The following is a 17,666-nucleotide window of genomic DNA, read 5'->3' on the forward strand; positions in this document are numbered from 1 at the left end:
GCTCATTAGATCGTCTTTAGCATGAGCTTATGTTCAAGTTCCTCTCCAGCGAGCCTTTGCACGACCCCACGGCGAGCAGCGTTGCCGGCACGGAGGTCAAGACGACGACGTGCTACATGTGCGCCTGCCGCTGCGGCATCCGGGTGCACCTGCGCGAGGGGGAGGTGCGCTACATCGATGGCAATCCGGACCACCCCATCAACAAGGGAGTGATCTGCGCCAAGGGCAGTGCCGGGATCATGAAGCAGGTGTCGCCGGCGCGGCTGACGCAGCCGCTGCTGCGCAAGGCGGGCAGCCAACGCGGCGACGGCGAGTTCGAGCCGATCTCCTGGGAGCGCGCGTTCGAGATCCTGACCGAGCGCCTCGGGCGCCTGCGCTCGACCGACCCGAAGAAGTTCGCGCTGTTCACCGGGCGCGACCAGATGCAGGCGCTGACGGGCCTGTTCGCGCGGCAGTTCGGAACGCCGAACTACGCCGCGCACGGCGGCTTCTGCTCGGTGAACATGGCCGCCGGCATGATCTATTCGATCGGGGGCAGCTTCTGGGAATTCGGCGGCCCCGACCTGGACCACGCGAAGGTCTTCGTGATGATCGGCACGGCGGAGGACCACCACAGCAATCCGATGAAGATGGCGTTGGGCAAGTTCAAGCGCGCCGGCGGCCGCTTCATCTCCATCAACCCGGTGCGCACGGGGTACTCCGCGATCGCGGACGAGTGGATCCCGATTCGGCCGGGGACCGACGGCGCGCTGTTCATGGCGCTGCTGCACGAGCTGCTGGCGCACGGCCTGGTGGACCGGCCTTTCCTGCAGCGATTCACGAATGCGCCGCAGCTGGTGGTGCTGGACGAGGGCGAGCGCGAAGGGCTGTTCGCCTTCGATCCCGCCGCCGGCCCGCCGGGGGACGGCCGCAACCCCCACAACAAGCTGGCTTGGGACAGCGCGAGCGGCCGCGTGGTCCAGGCCTACCCCGAGGGCGTGGAAGACGGCCGGATGCTCGCACTGGAGGGCCACTACACGCTGGCCGACGGCACCCGCGTGGCGCCGGCGTTCCAGCTGCTGCGTGATCGCGTGGCCGACAACACGCCGGAATGGGCCGAGCAGATCACCGGCATCCCGGCCGAACGCATCCGCCAGCTGGCGCGCGAGCTGGGAGAGACTGCACTGCACCAGGCGTTCGAGCTGCCCATCCCATGGACGGACGCCTGGGGCAAGCGTCACCCCAGCACGCAGGGGCGGCCGGTGGCTTTCCATGCGATGCGCGGACTGGCGGCGCACTCCAACGGCTTCCAGACCGTGCGTGCGCTGGCCGTGCTCATGAGCGTGCTGGGCACCATCGACGCGCCCGGCGGCTTTCGCCACAAGGCGCCGTATCCGCGCCACATCGTGCCGAACTACCGTGCCTTCAACGATCCGGGCATGATCAAGCCGAACACCCCGCTGAACGCAGCGCCCCTGGGCTTTCCGGCAAGCCCGGAGGAGCTGGCGGTGCACGAGGACGGCACGCCACTGCGCATCGATCACGCCTTCTCCTGGGAGCACCCGCTCTCCGCCCACGGCATGATGCACAACGTCATCACCAATGCGGTGCGGGGCGATCCCTACGACATCGACACGCTGATGATCTTCATGGCGAACATGGCGTGGAACTCCACCATGAACACCATGGAGGTGCGCAAGAAGCTCAATGCGCGCGGCGAAGACGGCGAGTACCGCATTCCGTTCCTGGTGGTGTGCGACGCCTTCCAGAGCGAGACGGTCGCGTTCGCGGACCTGGTGCTGCCCGACACGACCTATCTCGAACGGCATGACGTCATGAGCATGCTGGACCGGCCCATCTCAGAGTTCGACGGCCCGGTGGATTCCGTGCGCGTCCCGGTGGTGGAGCCCACCGGCGACTGCAAGCCATTCCAGGAAGTGCTGATCGAGCTGGCATCGCGCCTGAAGTTTCCGGCCTTCACGCGCGAGGACGGCACGCGCAAGTTCAAGGACTATCCGGACTTCGTCGTCAACTTCCAGGCCCAGCCTGGCGTCGGCTTCCTCATGGGATGGCGCGGCAAGGACGGCACCGAGCACCTGCGCGGCGAGCCCAACCCGAAGCAATGGGAGATGTACGCGAAGAACAACTGCGTCTTCCAGTACCACATGCCGCTGGACCAGCAGTACATGCGCAACTGGAACCAGCCCTACCTGGATTTCGCCAAGGACAAGGGCTGGCGCCAGAGGAACGACCCGGTGCAGCTGGCCATCTATTCCGACACGCTGCAGGCCTTCCGGCTGGCCGCGCAGGGCAAGAGCCGCGGCAGGCAGCCGCCGGACCACCTGCGCGAGCGCATCGCCACTTACTTCGATCCCTTGCCCTTCTGGTACGAACCGCTGGAGAACGCGTGCGTGGACATTGAGCGGTTCCCGCTGGCGGCGATCACGCAGCGGCCCATGGCGATGTACCACTCCTGGGACTCGCAGAACGCCTGGCTGCGCCAGATCCACAGCCACAACTACCTGCATGTGAATCCGGTCACCGCGCAGGCTGCCGGCGTCCCCGATGGCGGTTGGGCGTGGGTCAGCAGCGCCTGGGGCGAGCTGCGCTGCATGGTGCGCTACAGCGACGCGGTGGAACCTGGCACCGTCTGGACCTGGAACGCGATCGGCAAGGCCTCCGGCGCGTGGCAGCTGGCGCCGGGCGCGGACGAGTCGCGCAAGGGATTCCTGCTGAACCATCTCATCACCGAGGAACTGCCTTTCGCCGGTGGCCATATCAGCAACTCGGACCCGGTCACGGGCCAGGCAGGCTGGTACGACGTGCGTGTCAACCTGCGGCCGGCGCTGCCGGACGAGCCCCACGAATCGTCACCGCAGGTGATGACCATGCCCCGCACGCCTGGCGTGCTCGGAACGGCGCGCAAGGTCGTCGCCTATTTCGCCCCCACCAAGCCATGAGCCAAGTCCAAGAAGTCCCGGAAACCCTGGCCAAGCAACTCGCGCTGGTCATCGACCTGAACGTCTGCGTGGGCTGCCACGCCTGCGTCACATCGTGCAAGGAGTGGAATACCTCCGGTGCGGCCGGCCCGCTGGCGGACCTGAACGCCTATGGCGAACGCCCCAACGGGACATTCTTCAACCGCGTGCAGACCTTCGAAGCCGACAGCTTCCCGAACACGCAGACGATCCACTTCCCCAAGAGCTGCCTGCACTGCGAGGACCCGCCGTGCGTTCCGGTCTGTCCCACGGGTGCGAGCTACAAGCGCAAGGAAGACGGCATCGTGCTGGTGGACTACGACAAGTGCATCGGCTGCAAGTACTGCAGTTGGGCCTGTCCGTACGGCGCGCGCGAGTTCGACGAGGAGCGCAAGGTGATGACGAAGTGCACGCTGTGCGTGGACCGCATCTATGACGAGCTGCTGCCGCCGCAGGACCGCAAGCCCGCGTGCGTCAAGGCCTGCCCGACCGGCGCGCGCCTGTTCGGGGATGTGAAGGACCCGGACTCCGAAGTGTCCCAGGCGATCCGCGAGCGAGGGGGCTACCAGTTGATGCCGGAGTGGGGCACGCAGCCGGCCAACCAGTACCTGCCGCGCCAGGTCACCAAGAGCAAGTTGGTGGACCCCGCATGAAACCGGCGCTCTCGATCATCCTGTTCACCACCATCGCAGGCGCGGCCCAAGGCATGGTGGTGGTGCTGGCACTGGCTTCGCTGGCCGGAACCGCGCCGGTCGCGGCGCTGGGGCCCATGCTGTGGACGGCGACGGTCATGCTGATGGTGGCGCTGCTCGCCTCCTTCTTCCACCTCGGGCATCCGATGCGGGCCTGGCGCGCCGTGCTGATGTGGCGCACCTCGTGGATGTCGCGCGAAGTCATCGCGCTGCCGGTGTTCATCGCCCTCGTGGGCGGCTGGGCCTTGCTGGCCAGCGTGGCCCGGCCCGAAGCGGTCGCCGCGCCGTGGTTGGCCGTTGTGGCACTCGTGGGCGCGTTCCTGCTCTGGTATTGCACGGCCATGATCTATGCGTGTATCCGCTTCATCCAGGAGTGGGCGCACCCGCTGACGATCGTGAACTACACCACCCTGGGACTTGCTTCAGGCGCGGTCACCACCGGCGCGCTGGCGGTGCTGGCCGGTGCCGGCGAATTCGCGCGGGCCATGGCCGGCTGGGCGCTGGCCGCGACGATGCTCGCCTGGTTCACCCGCACGCTCTCCCTGCGCCGCAACGCGAGGCTCAAGCCCAAGTCCACCATCCAGTCGGCGACCGGCATCCAGGCGGCGCGCGTGGTCCAGAAGTCCATGGGCATGACCGGCGGATCGTTCAACACGCGCGAGTTCTTCCACGGCGCATCGGCTCGCGCGGTGCGCATGACGAAGGTCGGCTTCCAGGTGCTGGCATTCGCGGTTCCGATGCTGCTGCTGGCCTGGGCATGGACCTCGGGCTCGGGTTGGGCCTGGCTGCTGGCGCTGGCGTCGCAGGCGGCCGGACTGCTGGCCGAACGCTGGTTCTTCTTCGCGCAAGCGCAGCACCCGCAGAACCTCTACTACCAGGTGGTGTCCTGATGGAACCCGTCCGGATCCTCGCGTGAGAGCCGCCTGCAGTGGGCAGGTCACTGCGCAGGCGGTCAGAGAATGCCGAGCCGCTTGAACACGGCGGCCAGTGGCTCGCCCTTGCGCAATGCGTCGCGCGTCTGGTTCTCGCCCATGACCTTTTCGCTGGCCTTCTCGATCACCAGGGCTTCGTGCGAGCGCGGGATGACCACCACGCCGTCGACGTCACCGAAGACAATGTCACCCGGATCGATCGACACGCCGCCACACTCCACGCGCACGTCGCGATCCACCATGCGCGCGCGCCCCTTGGTGTCCAGCGGTCCGATGCCGCCGTGGAACACCGGGAACTGCATGGCGCGGATCTGCTTGACATCGCGCACCAGGCCGTCGGTCACGCAACCAGCCGCATTGCGTGCCACCGATGCGGTGGAAAGCAGTTCGCCCCAGGGCGCGATGCGATCGGTCGGGCCGTTGCAGGCCAGCACCACCACTTCGCCAGGCCTGAGGTCGTCCACCAGCGCAATCTCCACCTCGTAGGGGTTCTCGCCGTCGCGCAGCGAAAAGGCCGACATGTACAGCCCGGTGCGCGCGCGCCCGACCAGCACCAGTTCGTCATCCAGCGGTCGCACGAACGGCTTCATGGCGCGCCGCGTCAGGCCCAGGCTGTCCATCACGTCGGACAGGATGGCAGCGCTCAGGCCGCGCAGTTGGGTCAGGTCGATCGGTCTCATCGAATTTCCTTCCGGCATCTGGGTTGGGGAGGCGCAAGCAGTGGCTTCAGGGATGAAAGCTACGCCTGAGCTGAGGATATGGAAGGTGTCCTTCGTATGCACCTGCCCCTTGGGGAGGTACCCGATCGTGGTTTGGGCATCGACCTTTGGTGCCATGTCCTTCGCCTGGGGTTCTCGGCACAATGGCTCGCGCCGCCAGGGCGGTCTTGGCCCGCGTGTCTGGACTAAGGACGAAGACATGGACGACGTCAGGACGCTGCTGGAGCAGCAGCCGCTGCTGGCCCTGTTCCTCACCATTGCCATTGGCTATCTCGTCGGAGAGATCAACGTCAAGGGGTTCTCGCTGGGCGTGGGTGCCGTCCTGTTCGTCGCGCTGGCGATGGGCTGGTTCGCACCCAAGGCGGTTCCGGCGGCGACGCTGGGCACGATCGGTCTGGCCTTCTTCCTCTATGCCGTGGGCATCCAGTACGGCAAGCAGTTCTTCCTCGGCCTGAAAAGCGCCAACGGCCGAAGGGCCAACCTGCTGGCGCTGGCCGGCGTGCTGTCGGCCGGCCTCATGAGCCTGCTGGTGGCACGCGTGGCGGGCCTTCCACTCGATCTCGCGCTGGGCCTGTTCGCCGGGGCGGGGACCAGCACGCCGACCTTGCAGGCCGCCATCGCGACGCTCGGAAATGACGACGCGGCCGTCGGCTACTCGGTCGCCTATCCCTTCGGGGTGGCCGGGCCGATCCTGCTGCTCTACCTGGCGTCGCGCATCTGGAAGCCGAAGGTCGATGTCGGCCCGGCCCGCGGGCTGGCGGCGCAGGAGATCGCACTGCGCAACCCGGAACACTTCGGCCGCACACTCGGCGAAGTCGTGGGCAGCTTGCCGCACCAGGTGCAGGTGGTGGCCCTGCGGACCGGGCACCACAACCAGCCGGCGGCCGACGGGCACGTCCTGGCGGAAGGCGACGTCCTGCTCGTGATGGCGCCGGACCGGGAGGTGCTCGAGCGGGTGCGCAAAAGCCTGGGTGAGTCGGCCGCCGGCCGCTTCGCCAAGGACCGCAGCGACCTGGACTACCTGCGCTTGTTCGTCTCGCGGCCGGCCGTGGTGGGTTGCGCGGTCGGCGACCTCGCGCTGCCGGGCCACAAGGCCGTGGCGGTCGCACAGGTTCGCCGTGGCGACACCAACATCCTGCCCCGGCCCGACCTCGTGCTCGAGTTCGGCGACCGCGTCGGGCTGCTCGCCCACCGGGGCGACTTCCCTGTGCTGCGCCAGTTCTTCGGGGACTCGATCAAGGGCACGGCGGAGTTCAGCTACGTCTCCATCGGCCTGGGCATGGCGCTGGGCTTGCTCGTTGGCGCCCTGCGGATTCCGCTGCCCGGCGCCGGTAACCTGTCGGTGGGCCTGTCGGGTGTCTTGATCGTCGCGCTGGTCCTGGGCAACCTGCGCCGCACCGGCAGGTTGAACTGGACCATTCCCTTGTCGGCCAATCTCGTGTTGCGCAACCTCGGGCTGACCCTGTTTCTCGCGCAGGTGGGGATGGCGTCGGGACCCAAATTCGCCGCGGCGGTCACGGGGTCCGGCTTGCAGATGTTCGGCCTCGGCGCCGTGGTGGTGGTGGCCCTCGTCTTGCCTGTCTTCGTCATCGGCCGGGTGCTGTTCCGGATGCCCTATGACGAGGTTGCGGGCATCGTCTCCGGCACCTGCGGATCCGCCGTCCTCGCTTACGCGAACAAGGTCGCGCCCACCGACCGCCCGGATGTCGCCTTCGCCATGATCTATCCGGCGGCGACGATCGCGAAAATTCTTTTCGTGAGCATCGTGCCGGCGCTGCTGCGGTGACGTTTCAAACCAGCATGACGGCCGCGATCTGCACGAACAGGATCTTCGCGATGGTCATCGACGGGAAGATCATCGCGTAGCCGACATCGGGCCGGTCCGTCGGCGCGGTCTTGCTCGCGAAGGCCGCGATGGCCGGATTGCCCGTTGCACCGGCGACCACGCCGATGGACGTGTCGAAGGGCATCCTGAAGATCCAGAGGCACAGCACGGCGGTGACCAGCACCAGGATGAAGGTGACCACGATGGCGTAGACCAGGTAGGTCACCCCCGTGGCGCCAACCGTGTTGAAGAACTTGGGGCCGGAGGCGAGTCCGACCTGCGCGAGGAAAACCGTCAGGCCGAAGTTGCGCAGCACCAGGTTCGCGGAGAAGGGCATGGACCACACGAAGGGGCCCGTGCGGCGCATCTTGCCCAGCCAAAGGGCGAACAGCAGCATGCCGGCGAGGCCGAGCGTCAGCTTGCCGACGCCCGGGATGGGCAGCGGGACCAACCCCAGCAGCAGGCCGAGCGCGACACCGATCCCCATGGCAATGAAGCTGAGGTCGGCCGTGCCCTTGATCGAATCCCCGAAGAACTTGCGCAGCGCCTTGGTGTGGCTCCGGCTGGCCAGCAGGCCGACGCGGTCGCCGACTTCGAGAATGAGGTCGGGGTGCGGCATCATGTCGGCGTCGCCGCGGCGGACGTGCGCGATCGAAGCGGCAACACCGTCGGGAAAGCGCAGGCTGCCCAGCGACTGCCCGACCACGGTGCCGGCGGAGGCGAAGACGCGCAGATAGCCGAGATCCGCGCTGTGGCCCACCATGCGTCCCCGATGCAGTTCGCCGATCAAGGTCACCGCGGCCGCGAGCGCATCGGGAGCGGAGGCGGTCGCCATCACCACGTCGTCCGACCGGAGCACCAGGGCGTCATCCGGAAGCTGGTTCTGGTGCTCGCGCCGCACGGCAATCACGCCCACACCGGCGGGCAGCCGCGAACGCAGGTCGGCCAGCGTGAGGCCGACGAGGTCCGGGTTGCGCAAGGCGATTTCGGCTGCTTCCACGTTCTTCGCGGCCGTATCGAACTTCGGCTTCATCCAGACATTCAACAGGTGGATGGAAAGGATGGGAATGGCAACCCCGAACGGGTAGGCCACGCCGTAGCCGACCGCGGCGCCGTCGCTCTTGAGCGAGGCGATGATCGCCTGCAAGGTGGCCGTGCTGGTGCCCGCGCCCGCGAAGATGCCCAGGGCCTCGTCGGCCTTGACGCCGAACAGGGGAACCAGGGCGAGGGACACCAGGCCCGCGAGGACGACGGCGGCGGTCGCCGCCGCGTTGGCCTTCAGGCCTTCGGCGCTGGTGAGCCCCTTGAAGAACTGCGCGCCGTACTGGATGCCCACGCCGTAGAGGAACAGCACCAGGCCAAGGGTTCCCACCAGGGCCGGGGGGGCCGACTTCGGCGCCAGTCCGCCGATGGCCAGGCCGACGAAGAGCACCGCGCCGGCACCGAGCGAAAAGCCCTTGATGTTGATCTCGCCAACCAGGTACCCCAGCCCGATCGTCAGGAACATGGTCAAAAGCAGTTGGGATTCCAGGAGTGACCGGAGGGCGTCCATGATTTGTCTCTTTCTTTCTTCCTAGTCGACGATGCGGGAGCTGTACGACGCGGCCGGGTGTTCTCCCCGTTGTGCCAGTCATTCTGGTCGCGTTGCCTGGGGTGAATCATTGGACCAAGGTCCAATGGCAGGCCGCCGACCCGCGGGTCTCCAATGGCTGCGCATCCAACGCCTGGAAGACCATGATCAGCCGTGACATCACACTGCGTGACGGGCGCGTCCTGCACGTCCGCGACAGCTCGCTGGCCGACGAGGCGGAGTTGCTGCAGAAATTCGGCCGCATGAGCGAGAACGACCGCTACATGCGGCTGATGAGGGTGGTGCGCACGCCGAACATGGAGTACGCCCGCAGCTTGCTCGCATCCTTGCCGCAAGCCGGCATCGGCCTGGTGGCCACGGTGCCGGCAGCCGACGGCATCGACATCGTCGGCTCCGCCCTCGCCGTCTTCGCCAAGGACCGTCCGAGCTGCGAATTCGCGACCGCAGTCGATGCGGGCTACGCCGGTGCGGGGCTGGCCAGCGCCCTGATGCGCCTGCTGATGGCAGAGGCGCGGCGGCGCGGCATGCAGGAGATGGAAGGATTCGTGCTGTCGCAGAACCAGCCCATGCTCCGCCTGGCCCGCCGGCTCGGCTTCAGCGCGAGCTACGACCCCGACGATGCGTCGGTGCGCATCTGCAGGAAATCGCTGGACGAAGAGATCACGCCCACCGGGCCCGCATGACGCGCGCAGGACTGCCTGTTGCCCTTTGGTCCCATATCCCCTGACGGGCGGCGGTTTCAAACTTCTCCGACCTCTGGAATGGGAAGCGCCCGGGCGGCCGCCGGGGTGTCCTGCCGGACGATCGAGGAGACAAACATGGCCAATTCGGATTCCGCGGGTGATCGCGTCAAGACAGCCTGGCGTGGCTTCCGCCCTGGCGCCTGGCAGGAAAGCGTCGACGTGCGCGACTTCATCCAGCGCAACTACACCCCCTACGAAGGCGACGGCGCCTTCCTGCAGCCCGCCACCGCGCGGACCAAGGGCATCTGGAAGACCCTGCAGCCGCTGCTGGCGAAGGAGCGCGAGAAGGGCATCCTCGATGTCTCGCAAGTCCCCTCGGGCATCCTGGCGCACGATCCCGGCTACATCGACAAGGCCAACGAGATCATCGTGGGGCTGCAGACCGACGCGCCCCTGAAGCGCGCGATCATGCCCTTCGGCGGCTGGCGCGTGGTCGCCAACAGCCTCGAGTCGTATGGCTACAAGCCCGATGAGCGGGTCGGCGAGATCTTCACCAAGTACCGCCGCACCCACAACGACGGGGTCTTCGACGCCTACACGGCCGACATTCGCAAGGCCCGATCGTCCGGGCTGGTGACCGGCCTGCCGGATGCCTATGGCCGTGGCCGCATCATCGGCGACTACCGGCGCGTGGCGCTGTACGGCGTCGACTTCCTGCTGGCCGACAAGGACCGCGAGAAGACCGAACTCGACGACCGCCACTCTACCGAGGAAGTGATCCGCCTGCGCGAGGAACTGGCCGACCAGATCCGCTCGCTGAAGGAACTCAAGACGATGGCGGCCAACTACGGCTCCGACATCTCCGTGCCCGCCGCCAATGCGCGCGAGGCCGTGCAGTGGACTTATTTCGGCTACCTGGCGGCCATCAAGCAGCAAAACGGCGCGGCGATGTCGGCCGGTCGGCTCTCCACGTTCTGGGACGTGTACTTCGAACGCGACCTGAAGGAAGGAAAGCTCACCGAGTCGCAGGCGCAGGAGATCATCGACGACGTGGTGATCAAGTGGCGCATCGTGCGCTTCCTGCGGGCGCCCGAGTACAACGAGCTGTTTTCGGGCGACCCCGTGTGGGTGACCGAAGTGGTGGGCGGGCAGGGCGAGGATGGGCGCACGCTGGTCACCAAGTCCGCCTTCCGCACGCTGCACACGCTGTACAACCTGGGCCCGGCACCGGAACCCAACCTCACCGTCTTCTGGTCGCCGAGCCTGCCGGACGGGTTCAAGCGCTTCGCGACCAAGGTGTCGATCGACACCAGCTCGATCCAGTACGAGTCCGACGACCTCATGCGGCCCAAGTGGGGCGACGACAGCGCGATAGCCTGCTGCGTCTCGGCCATGCGCGTGGGCAAGCAGATGCAGTTCTTCGGCGCGCGCGTCAACCTGGCCAAGGCGCTGCTCTACGCACTGAACGGGGGGCGCGACGAGAACACGGGCGAGCAGATCGGCCCGGTGCTCGCGCCCCTGACCGGCGACGTGCTGGACTACGACCAGGTGATGCAGCGCTTCGACGCCATGCTGGACTGGCTGGCCAAGACCTACGTCAACGCGCTGAACATCATCCACTACATGCACGACAAGTATGCGTACGAGTCGGTGGAGATGGCACTGCACGACCGCGACGTCCTGCGCACGCTTGCCTGCGGCATCGCCGGGCTCTCGCACACCGCCGACAGCCTGTCGGCGATCAAGTACGCGAAGGTGGTGCCCAAGCGTGACGCGCGGGGCCTCATCGTCGACTTCGACACCAAGGGCGATTTCCCGTGCTTCGGCAACAACGACGACCGCGCCGACGACCTGGCCAAGATGCTGGTGTCCAAGATGATGAACAAGGTGCGCATGTACCCGACCTATCGCGACGCGGTCCATACCCAGTCAGTGCTCACGATCACGTCGAACGTGGTCTATGGCAAGAAGACGGGCAACATGCCGGACGGCCGCCGCTCGGGTGAAGCTTTCGCGCCCGGTGCCAACCCTTCGAACGGCCGCGATACGCACGGCGCGCTGGCCGCGATGCTGTCGGTCGCCAAGATCCCGTATGACGACTCCGAGGACGGGATCTCCCTCACGCTGTCCGTGGTGCCTTCCGCGTTGGGCAAGCCGGATGACCGGGTGACCCGGGGTGTCGGCGCGCTCGACGCCTATTTCGCCAGCGGCGGCTTCCATGTGAACGTCAACGTGCTCGACCGGGAGACGCTGCAGGACGCGATGAAGCACCCCGAGAAGTACCCGCAGCTCACCATCCGGGTGTCCGGCTACGCCGTCAACTTCGTGCGCCTCACCAAGGAACAGCAGATGGACGTGATCAACCGCACCTTCCATGCCAGCGTGTAGGGAGGGCCATGACCGAACCGCGCACGGGCAGCCGATACGAATTCCTCATCGACAGCGAGGGGCTCAAGAGCGTCAAGGCGCAGGGCGACTACTACGCCGTGCATGCGGCCGACGAAGAGGAAATCGACGGCCAGGACGATCTCGTCGGCTACGTTCATTCGTACGAGGTCGGCAGCACCGTGGACGGGCCTGGCCTGCGCTTCGTCGCCTTCCTCAGCGGCTGCCTGCTGCGCTGCCAGTACTGCCATAACCCCGACACCTGGCACAAGAAGAATGGCCACCAGGTGACGGTGGCCCGGGCGATGGAAGTGGTCGGCAAATACGCGAAGGTGCTGAAGATCAGCGGCGGTGGCATCACGCTGTCCGGCGGCGAACCGATGGTGCAGCGGCCTTTCGTGCGCGAGATGTTCCGCCGCTGCAAGGAACTCGGCTTGCACACTTGCCTCGACACCTCGGGCCGGCTCGGCGCCAGGATGACGGACGCGGAGATCATGAACGTCGACCTGCATCTGCTCGACATCAAGTCGGGTGACCCGGACACCTACAAGACCATCACCCACCAGCCGCTGCAACCCACGCTCGACTACGCCCGGCGCCTTTCCGACCTGGGCCGGCCGATGTGGGTGCGCTATGTGCTCGTGCCGGGCCTGAGCGACGCCTACGACAACGTCGAGAAAGTGGCGGAGTTCTGCGCCGGCCTGGCCAACATCGAGCGCGTGGAAATCCTGCGCTTCCACCAGATGGGCCGCGACAAGTGGCACGAGCTGGGCTTGACGTACCCGCTGGAGGACGTCGAGACGCCCAGCGCTGAACTCAGCGAGCGTGTCCGCAACCAGTTTCGAAGCAAGGGCCTGACCGTCTACTGAGGCGGCCGCCGCAGGAGCCTCGCCATGGATTGGATGAAGGAGCTGCTCGAGCAGCAGCCCCTGATGACGCTGTTCCTGACCGTGGCCATCGGCTACCTGGTCGGGGAGATCAACATCAAGGGATTCTCGCTCGGCGTGGGCGCCGTGCTGTTCGTCGCCCTGGCCATCGGCTGGTTCGCGCCGAAGGCGGTGCCCGCACCGATGGTGGGCACCCTCGGCCTGGCGCTCTTCCTCTACGCGGTCGGCGTCCAGTACGGAAAGCAGTTCTTCCAGGGCCTCACCAGCTCGGCCGGGCAGAAAGCCAACCTGATCGCGTTGGCCGGCGTGGCGATGGCGGGCGTGGCGAGCCTGCTGATCGCCCGCATGGCCGACCTGGAGCTGGGCTATGCCATCGGCCTGTTTGCCGGCTCCAGCACCAGCACGCCGGCGCTGCAGGCCGCCCTCGCCACGATGGGCAACGACGACCCGGCGGTGGGCTACTCGGTGTCCTATCCCTTCGGCGTGGCGGGCCCCATCCTGCTGCTGTACTTCACGTTCCTGTTCCTCAAGCCGAAGATCGACACCTCGGCTGGCAGCGGCATGGAGATGCTGGAGGTCGCCATCCGCAACCAGGACCATTTCGGCCGGACTCTGGGGGAGGTGATGAGCACCTTGCCGCCCGAAGTGAAGATCGTGGCGCTGCGAACCGGGCACCACAACGAGCCGGCCGCGCATGGGCACTTCGTCGCGGAAAACGATGTGGTGCTGCTGGTCGCGCCCCGCAAGGAGTCGCTCGAGATGGCCAGGCAGGGCCTGGGCGAGGCCGCACCCGGTCGCCTGCTGAAGGACCGCAGCGACCTCGACTACATCCGCGTGTTCGCCTCCAGGGCGAACGTGGTGGGCAAACCGATCGGCGACCTGATTCTGCCTGGCGACAGGGCGGTCGTGATCGCGCAGGTCCGCCGGGGCGATACCAACATCCTGCCGCGCCCGGACATGGTGCTGGAGTTTGGTGACCGCGTCGGCATGCTGGCCCATCGCAACGACTTCGCCGCGCTGCGCCATTATTTCGGCGACTCGATCAAGGGAACCGCGGAATTCAGCTACATCTCGATCGGCCTGGGCATGGCGCTCGGCTTCGTGCTGGGCGCCATCCAGTTTCCGCTGCCGGGCGTCGGCAAGCTTTCCATCGGGCTCGCCGGCGTCCTGGTCATGGCGTTGATCCTGGGCAACCTGCGGCGGACCGGCGGCTTGAACTGGACCATTCCGCTGTCGGCCAATCTCGTGTTGCGCAATCTCGGGCTCACGCTGTTCCTGGCGCAGGTGGGTATGTCCTCGGGGCCGAAGTTTGCCGCGACGGTGGCCGGCAACGGACTGCAGATGCTGGTGCTGGGCGCGATCGTGCTCGCCGCCCTGATCATCCCGATCATGGTGCTGGGCCTGCTGGTGTTCAAGCTGCCCTACGACGAAGTGGCGGGCATCGTGTCCGGGGCCTGCGGCAATCCGGCGGTGCTGGCCTATTCGAACAAGCTCACGCCGACCGATCGGCCCGACCTGGCCTACGCCATGATCTTTCCCGGGATGACGATCGTGAAGATCCTGTTCGTCGACATCGTTCCCGCGCTCTGGCGGTGACGCTGCCGCCCCGGCTGCTAGATCGCCATCTCCGGCACCCTGTCAGGCACCACCAGCTCCGCCTCGGTGGCGGCCAGCACCTGCTGGACGGACACTCCCGGCGCGGTTTCCATCAACGTCGCCTTCCCATCCGGGAATGCGATCACGGCCAGTTCCGTCACCAGCAGGTCGATCGGCCGCGCCGACGTCAGCGGCAGCGTGCAGGTCTTCACGAGCTTCGATTTGCCCTTGGCGCTGTGCTGCATGGCGATCACCACGCGCTTGGCGCCCGAGGCGAGGTCCATCGCTCCGCCCATTCCCGGAACCATCTTGCCCGGGATCTTCCAGTTGGCCAGGCGGCCGCCCTGGTCGACCTGCAGGCCGCCGAGCACGGTCATGGCGAGGTGGCCGCCGCGGATGAGGCCGAACGACATGGCGCTGTCGAACACGCAGGCGCCGGGCAGCGCGGAGACGGGCCGGCCGCCGGCGTCGGTGAGCATGCGGTGATGCATGCCTTCCTCGGGCACCGCGCCGGTGCCGATCAATCCGTTTTCGGACTGGAAATACACCTTGACGCCGGGCGGCACGAAATTGGCGACCCGCGTCGGAATGCCGATGCCGAGGTTGACGAGCGTGCCGTTCTGCAGTTCGAGGGCGATGCGCTTGGCGATGATGGTCTGGGCGTCCATGGTGTCAGGCCTGTGCAACGAGGTAGTCGACGAGCGGGGCGGGCGTGATGACCTGGTCCGGCGAGATCACGCCCACCGGCACGATGTTGTCGGCCGATGCGATCACGGTGTCCGCCGCCATCGCGATCACCGGGTTGAAGTTGCGTGCCGTCAGCGCATAGGAGAGATTGCCGAGGTAGTCCGCGAGGAAGGCAAGGACCAATGCGAAGTCGGCCCGCAATGCGGGTTCCACCAGGTATTGCTTGCCGGCCACCGTGATCTTCTGCTTGCCCTCCTCGACCTCGGTGCCCACGCCGGTCGCGGTGAGGATGCCGCCAAGCCCGAAGCCACCGGCGCGGATGCGCTCGATCAGCGTGCCCTGCGGCACCAGGTCGACTTCCATTTCGCCGGCGATCATCTGCGCCTGGGTCTCGGGGTTCGTCCCGATGTGGCTGACGATCGCCTTTTTCACCAGCCTGGCCCGGACCAGCTTGCCGATGCCCGTGCCAGGCAAGGCGGTGTCGTTGGCGATGACGGTCAGGTTGCGCTTTCCCTGCCGCACCAGTTCGTCCACCACACCTTCCGGCGTGCCGACGCCCATGAAACCGCCGATCATCAGGCTGGCGCCGTCGGGGATCAGGGCGACAGCATCGGCAAGGGGGAGTGTTCGCATCGTGCTTCCTTGGGGTGGCCCACGGGTCAATGTAAGCACCGTGGGCCCTGGGGCATATGGGCCTTTAGGGCAATGGCACAGCCCTAACGGGCGGCGTGCGCGGACGGCAGGACGACGCGGAAATTCGCGCCCTCGCCCGGGCTGCTGCGCACGGACAGGGAACCGCCGTGGTTGGCCGCGATCTTGCGGCAGATCGACAGGCCCAGCCCGAGCCCGTTCGTCTTGGTGGTGTAGAACGGTTTGAAGATCCCCGGCATCAGGTCCGGCTGGATGCCGGGGCCGGTATCCGTCACCAGGATCTGCACCGTGCCGTCCGCGCCATGGTGCGTGCCGACGCTCAGCACGCGTTCCGGCCGGCCGCCTTGCTCCATGGCTTCGCAGGCATTCAGCACGAGGTTCAGCACCAGTTGCTGCAATTGCACCCGGTCCCCGCGAACCTGCGGAAGGTCCCCGCAGAAGCTGGTCTTGAGTTCGACCTTGCGCGAGATGAATTCGCCGTGCACCAGCGCCAGGACCTCCTCCACCATGTGGTTGGTGTCGAGCGGGGCAAAGGCCTCGTCGCTGTTCTTCATCAGCAGGCGCAGGTGGTGGATCAGCACGCCCGCCCGCTTGTCCGCTTCGGCGATGTCCCGCAGGATGGCCCGGATTTCCGTGACATTGGGCGTCGTGTGGTCGAGCATGCGAAGTGCGGCCTGGGCGTTGCTCAGGATCGCGGCCAACGGCTGGTTCAGTTCGTGGGCGAGGGTGCCCGAGAAATCGGTGAGCGAGGCCACGCGCGCCAGGTGCTTGAGCTGCCGGTCCTGCTCCCTGGCGTCGGCCTCGGCCCGCCGCTGCGCGGTGACGTCGCGCGCCATGCGGATGTCACAGGCTTCACCATCCACGTCGACGCCGGTGGTGCACACCAGCACCACCCTCTCCTGGCCGTCGGCATCACCGAACGTCAACTCGCTTTCGTCGGGCATTCGCCCGGACTGGCCCGGCGGCAGGTTCCACCAGCCGGCATTGGCCTGCAGCACGTGGCCGTCCGACTGCCGGGTGACCGCCAGCGCGTCGGGGCTGTGGCGAAACACCGCCTCGACCAGTCCCCGCGCCTCGCGCAGCCTGCCCTGCGCGGCCCGCAGGTCCTGGTTCAACCCAGCCAGCAGCAGCAAGGGCAGCGCCATGGCGATCAGGAACAGCTGGATCGGCAGGACGGCATCCATGCTGGCGTCCTGCACGAACGGCCCGTGGCCCTGCGAGGTGGACACGATGACCAGCACGGCGACACCGGCATAGGCGGTGCTGATGAAGGAGGGACCGAACCGGAAGGCCGCCCAGAGGAGGAACGGCACCAGCAGGCACAGCAGGCTGAGCGCCGCGGGCTGGATCGAGCCGAAATTGAAGGCGATGGTGCAGGCTGTCAGCAGGCCCGCGGCCAGCAGGGCGGCCTCCGGCGCGCGGGAGCGTGACAGGCGGGGAAACTCGCCGGCAGGCGCCTGCACGCAGGTCACCAGTGCCGGAACGAAGATGAGGACCGACAGCATGTTGGAAAAGAACCGCACTTCCCAAAGGGTCGCGTAAGGAACATCGCCCCAGCCGACCGCCACGACGAAAGCGGCATCGAGGAACGAACTGAGAAAAGGAGCGGCGACGGCGACGCAGAGAAAGATGAGGACGGAACGGGCGCTGCGCAGCACCGGCCCGGGCCCGCCCAGCCACGCCATGAGCCCGGCTCCGATCAGGGCTTCGCAGACGTTGCTGACGTACCAGCACAGGGCCATGACCATCGGCACGTCACCTTGCGCCTGCGCCAGCAGGTGGGCGGGGAAAACCGCGGCGATCAGGCCCCACCACCAGCGGCGGGGAGAAAGCAGCAGCGCAGCCAGCAGCAGTGCGTTGGGCGGCCAGAGCACCGAGATCGGCAGGGGGGCGGAAGTGAGCGCAAGACCCAGCTTGGCCCCGGCGTAGTAGATGGCGGCCACGCCTGCGGCGGCCGCGGGCAGGTGCCAACGGACGTTGCCCGGATGGTTTTCCGCGGTACGGTCCATGCGGCGATTCTTTGCCCTGCCGGGCGCGGGGGCAACTGCCCGAAAGGGCAAA

13 protein-coding genes are annotated in these 17,666 nt (G+C 67.1%); 8 read left to right on the forward strand and 5 right to left on the reverse strand.

From position 1 onward, the window contains the following. The first annotated feature begins 29 nt into the window (after window positions 1-29). Genes WG902_RS12825 through WG902_RS12835 form a run of 3 tightly spaced genes read left to right on the forward strand, consistent with a single transcriptional unit; the run spans window position 30 to window position 4,539 of the window. Complete coding sequence (locus WG902_RS12825; RefSeq protein ID WP_340060477.1) at window positions 30-2,939, forward strand: molybdopterin oxidoreductase family protein; 2,910 nt, start codon at window positions 30-32, stop codon at window positions 2,937-2,939. Continuing rightward, a complete protein-coding gene (locus tag WG902_RS12830) occupies window positions 2,936-3,610 on the forward strand; it encodes a 4Fe-4S dicluster domain-containing protein (RefSeq protein ID WP_340060478.1) in 675 nt (224 codons plus the stop codon). Before WG902_RS12825 ends, WG902_RS12830 begins: the two co-directional genes overlap by 4 nt. Next, a complete protein-coding gene (locus WG902_RS12835) occupies window positions 3,607-4,539 on the forward strand; it encodes a dimethyl sulfoxide reductase anchor subunit family protein (RefSeq protein WP_340060479.1) in 933 nt (310 codons plus the stop codon). Before WG902_RS12830 ends, WG902_RS12835 begins: the two co-directional genes overlap by 4 nt. A 62-nt stretch (window positions 4,540-4,601) precedes the next feature. Here the strand turns inward: WG902_RS12835 and WG902_RS12840 are convergent, their stop codons facing one another. Beyond that, window positions 4,602-5,261 (reverse strand): RraA family protein, encoded by a 660-nt coding sequence (locus WG902_RS12840; protein WP_340060480.1) that lies wholly within the window; start codon window positions 5,259-5,261, stop codon window positions 4,602-4,604. A gap of 238 nt (window positions 5,262-5,499) precedes the next feature. Between WG902_RS12840 and WG902_RS12845 the strand changes: the two genes are divergently transcribed. Continuing rightward, a complete protein-coding gene (locus tag WG902_RS12845; protein WP_340060481.1) occupies window positions 5,500-7,086 on the forward strand; it encodes an aspartate:alanine exchanger family transporter in 1,587 nt (528 codons plus the stop codon). A 4-nt stretch (window positions 7,087-7,090) separates the two neighbouring features. Here the strand turns inward: WG902_RS12845 and WG902_RS12850 are convergent, their stop codons facing one another. Next, window positions 7,091-8,677 (reverse strand): aspartate:alanine exchanger family transporter, encoded by a 1,587-nt coding sequence (locus tag WG902_RS12850; protein ID WP_340060482.1) that lies wholly within the window; start codon window positions 8,675-8,677, stop codon window positions 7,091-7,093. A gap of 101 nt (window positions 8,678-8,778) precedes the next feature. Here WG902_RS12850 and WG902_RS12855 point away from each other — a divergent pair, with 101 nt between their 5' ends. The 4 genes from WG902_RS12855 (at window position 8,779) to WG902_RS12870 (ending at window position 14,267) form a co-directional block, all read left to right on the forward strand. Then, complete coding sequence (locus WG902_RS12855) at window positions 8,779-9,399, forward strand: GNAT family N-acetyltransferase (RefSeq protein WP_340060483.1); 621 nt, start codon at window positions 8,779-8,781, stop codon at window positions 9,397-9,399. A gap of 135 nt (window positions 9,400-9,534) precedes the next feature. Further along, a complete protein-coding gene (gene pflB / locus WG902_RS12860; RefSeq protein WP_340060484.1) occupies window positions 9,535-11,787 on the forward strand; it encodes a formate C-acetyltransferase in 2,253 nt (750 codons plus the stop codon). Between the two features lie 8 nt (window positions 11,788-11,795). After that, window positions 11,796-12,653 (forward strand): pyruvate formate-lyase-activating protein, encoded by an 858-nt coding sequence (pflA, locus tag WG902_RS12865; protein ID WP_340060485.1) that lies wholly within the window; start codon window positions 11,796-11,798, stop codon window positions 12,651-12,653. A 24-nt stretch (window positions 12,654-12,677) separates the two neighbouring features. Further along, on the forward strand, window positions 12,678-14,267 hold the full coding sequence (locus WG902_RS12870) for an aspartate:alanine exchanger family transporter (RefSeq protein WP_340060486.1): 1,590 nt from the start codon (window positions 12,678-12,680) through the stop codon (window positions 14,265-14,267). A 17-nt stretch (window positions 14,268-14,284) separates the two neighbouring features. Here the strand turns inward: WG902_RS12870 and WG902_RS12875 are convergent, their stop codons facing one another. The 3 genes from WG902_RS12875 to WG902_RS12885 form a co-directional block, all read right to left on the reverse strand. Continuing rightward, complete coding sequence (locus tag WG902_RS12875; RefSeq protein ID WP_340060487.1) at window positions 14,285-14,935, reverse strand: 3-oxoacid CoA-transferase subunit B; 651 nt, start codon at window positions 14,933-14,935, stop codon at window positions 14,285-14,287. 4 nt (window positions 14,936-14,939) lie between these two features. Beyond that, entirely contained in the window at window positions 14,940-15,587 is a 648-nt protein-coding gene (locus tag WG902_RS12880) for a CoA transferase subunit A (RefSeq protein ID WP_340060488.1), read from the reverse strand. Between the two features lie 83 nt (window positions 15,588-15,670). Next, a complete protein-coding gene (locus WG902_RS12885) occupies window positions 15,671-17,614 on the reverse strand; it encodes an ATP-binding protein (RefSeq protein WP_340060489.1) in 1,944 nt (647 codons plus the stop codon). Window positions 17,615-17,666 lie beyond the last annotated feature (52 nt).

It is taken from the genome of Ramlibacter sp. PS3R-8 (assembly GCF_037572435.1).
GTDB lineage: Bacteria > Pseudomonadota > Gammaproteobacteria > Burkholderiales > Burkholderiaceae_C > Ramlibacter.

Excerpts from the sequence above, each read along its gene's own strand:
- WG902_RS12840 (WP_340060480.1), bottom strand. The coding sequence starts at position 5,261 with ATGAGACCGATCGACCTGACCCAACTGCGCGGCCTGAGCGCTGCCATC.
- WG902_RS12885 (WP_340060489.1), bottom strand. The coding sequence starts at position 17,614 with ATGGACCGTACCGCGGAAAACCATCCGGGCAACGTCCGTTGGCACCTG.
- WG902_RS12875 (WP_340060487.1), bottom strand. The coding sequence starts at position 14,935 with ATGGACGCCCAGACCATCATCGCCAAGCGCATCGCCCTCGAACTGCAG.
- WG902_RS12825 (WP_340060477.1), top strand. The coding sequence starts at position 30 with ATGTTCAAGTTCCTCTCCAGCGAGCCTTTGCACGACCCCACGGCGAGC.
- WG902_RS12835 (WP_340060479.1), top strand. The coding sequence starts at position 3,607 with ATGAAACCGGCGCTCTCGATCATCCTGTTCACCACCATCGCAGGCGCG.
- WG902_RS12870 (WP_340060486.1), top strand. The coding sequence starts at position 12,678 with ATGGATTGGATGAAGGAGCTGCTCGAGCAGCAGCCCCTGATGACGCTG.
- pflB (WP_340060484.1), top strand. The coding sequence starts at position 9,535 with ATGGCCAATTCGGATTCCGCGGGTGATCGCGTCAAGACAGCCTGGCGT.
- WG902_RS12845 (WP_340060481.1), top strand. The coding sequence starts at position 5,500 with ATGGACGACGTCAGGACGCTGCTGGAGCAGCAGCCGCTGCTGGCCCTG.
- WG902_RS12830 (WP_340060478.1), top strand. The coding sequence starts at position 2,936 with ATGAGCCAAGTCCAAGAAGTCCCGGAAACCCTGGCCAAGCAACTCGCG.
- WG902_RS12850 (WP_340060482.1), bottom strand. The coding sequence starts at position 8,677 with ATGGACGCCCTCCGGTCACTCCTGGAATCCCAACTGCTTTTGACCATG.
- pflA (WP_340060485.1), top strand. The coding sequence starts at position 11,796 with ATGACCGAACCGCGCACGGGCAGCCGATACGAATTCCTCATCGACAGC.
- WG902_RS12880 (WP_340060488.1), bottom strand. The coding sequence starts at position 15,587 with ATGCGAACACTCCCCCTTGCCGATGCTGTCGCCCTGATCCCCGACGGC.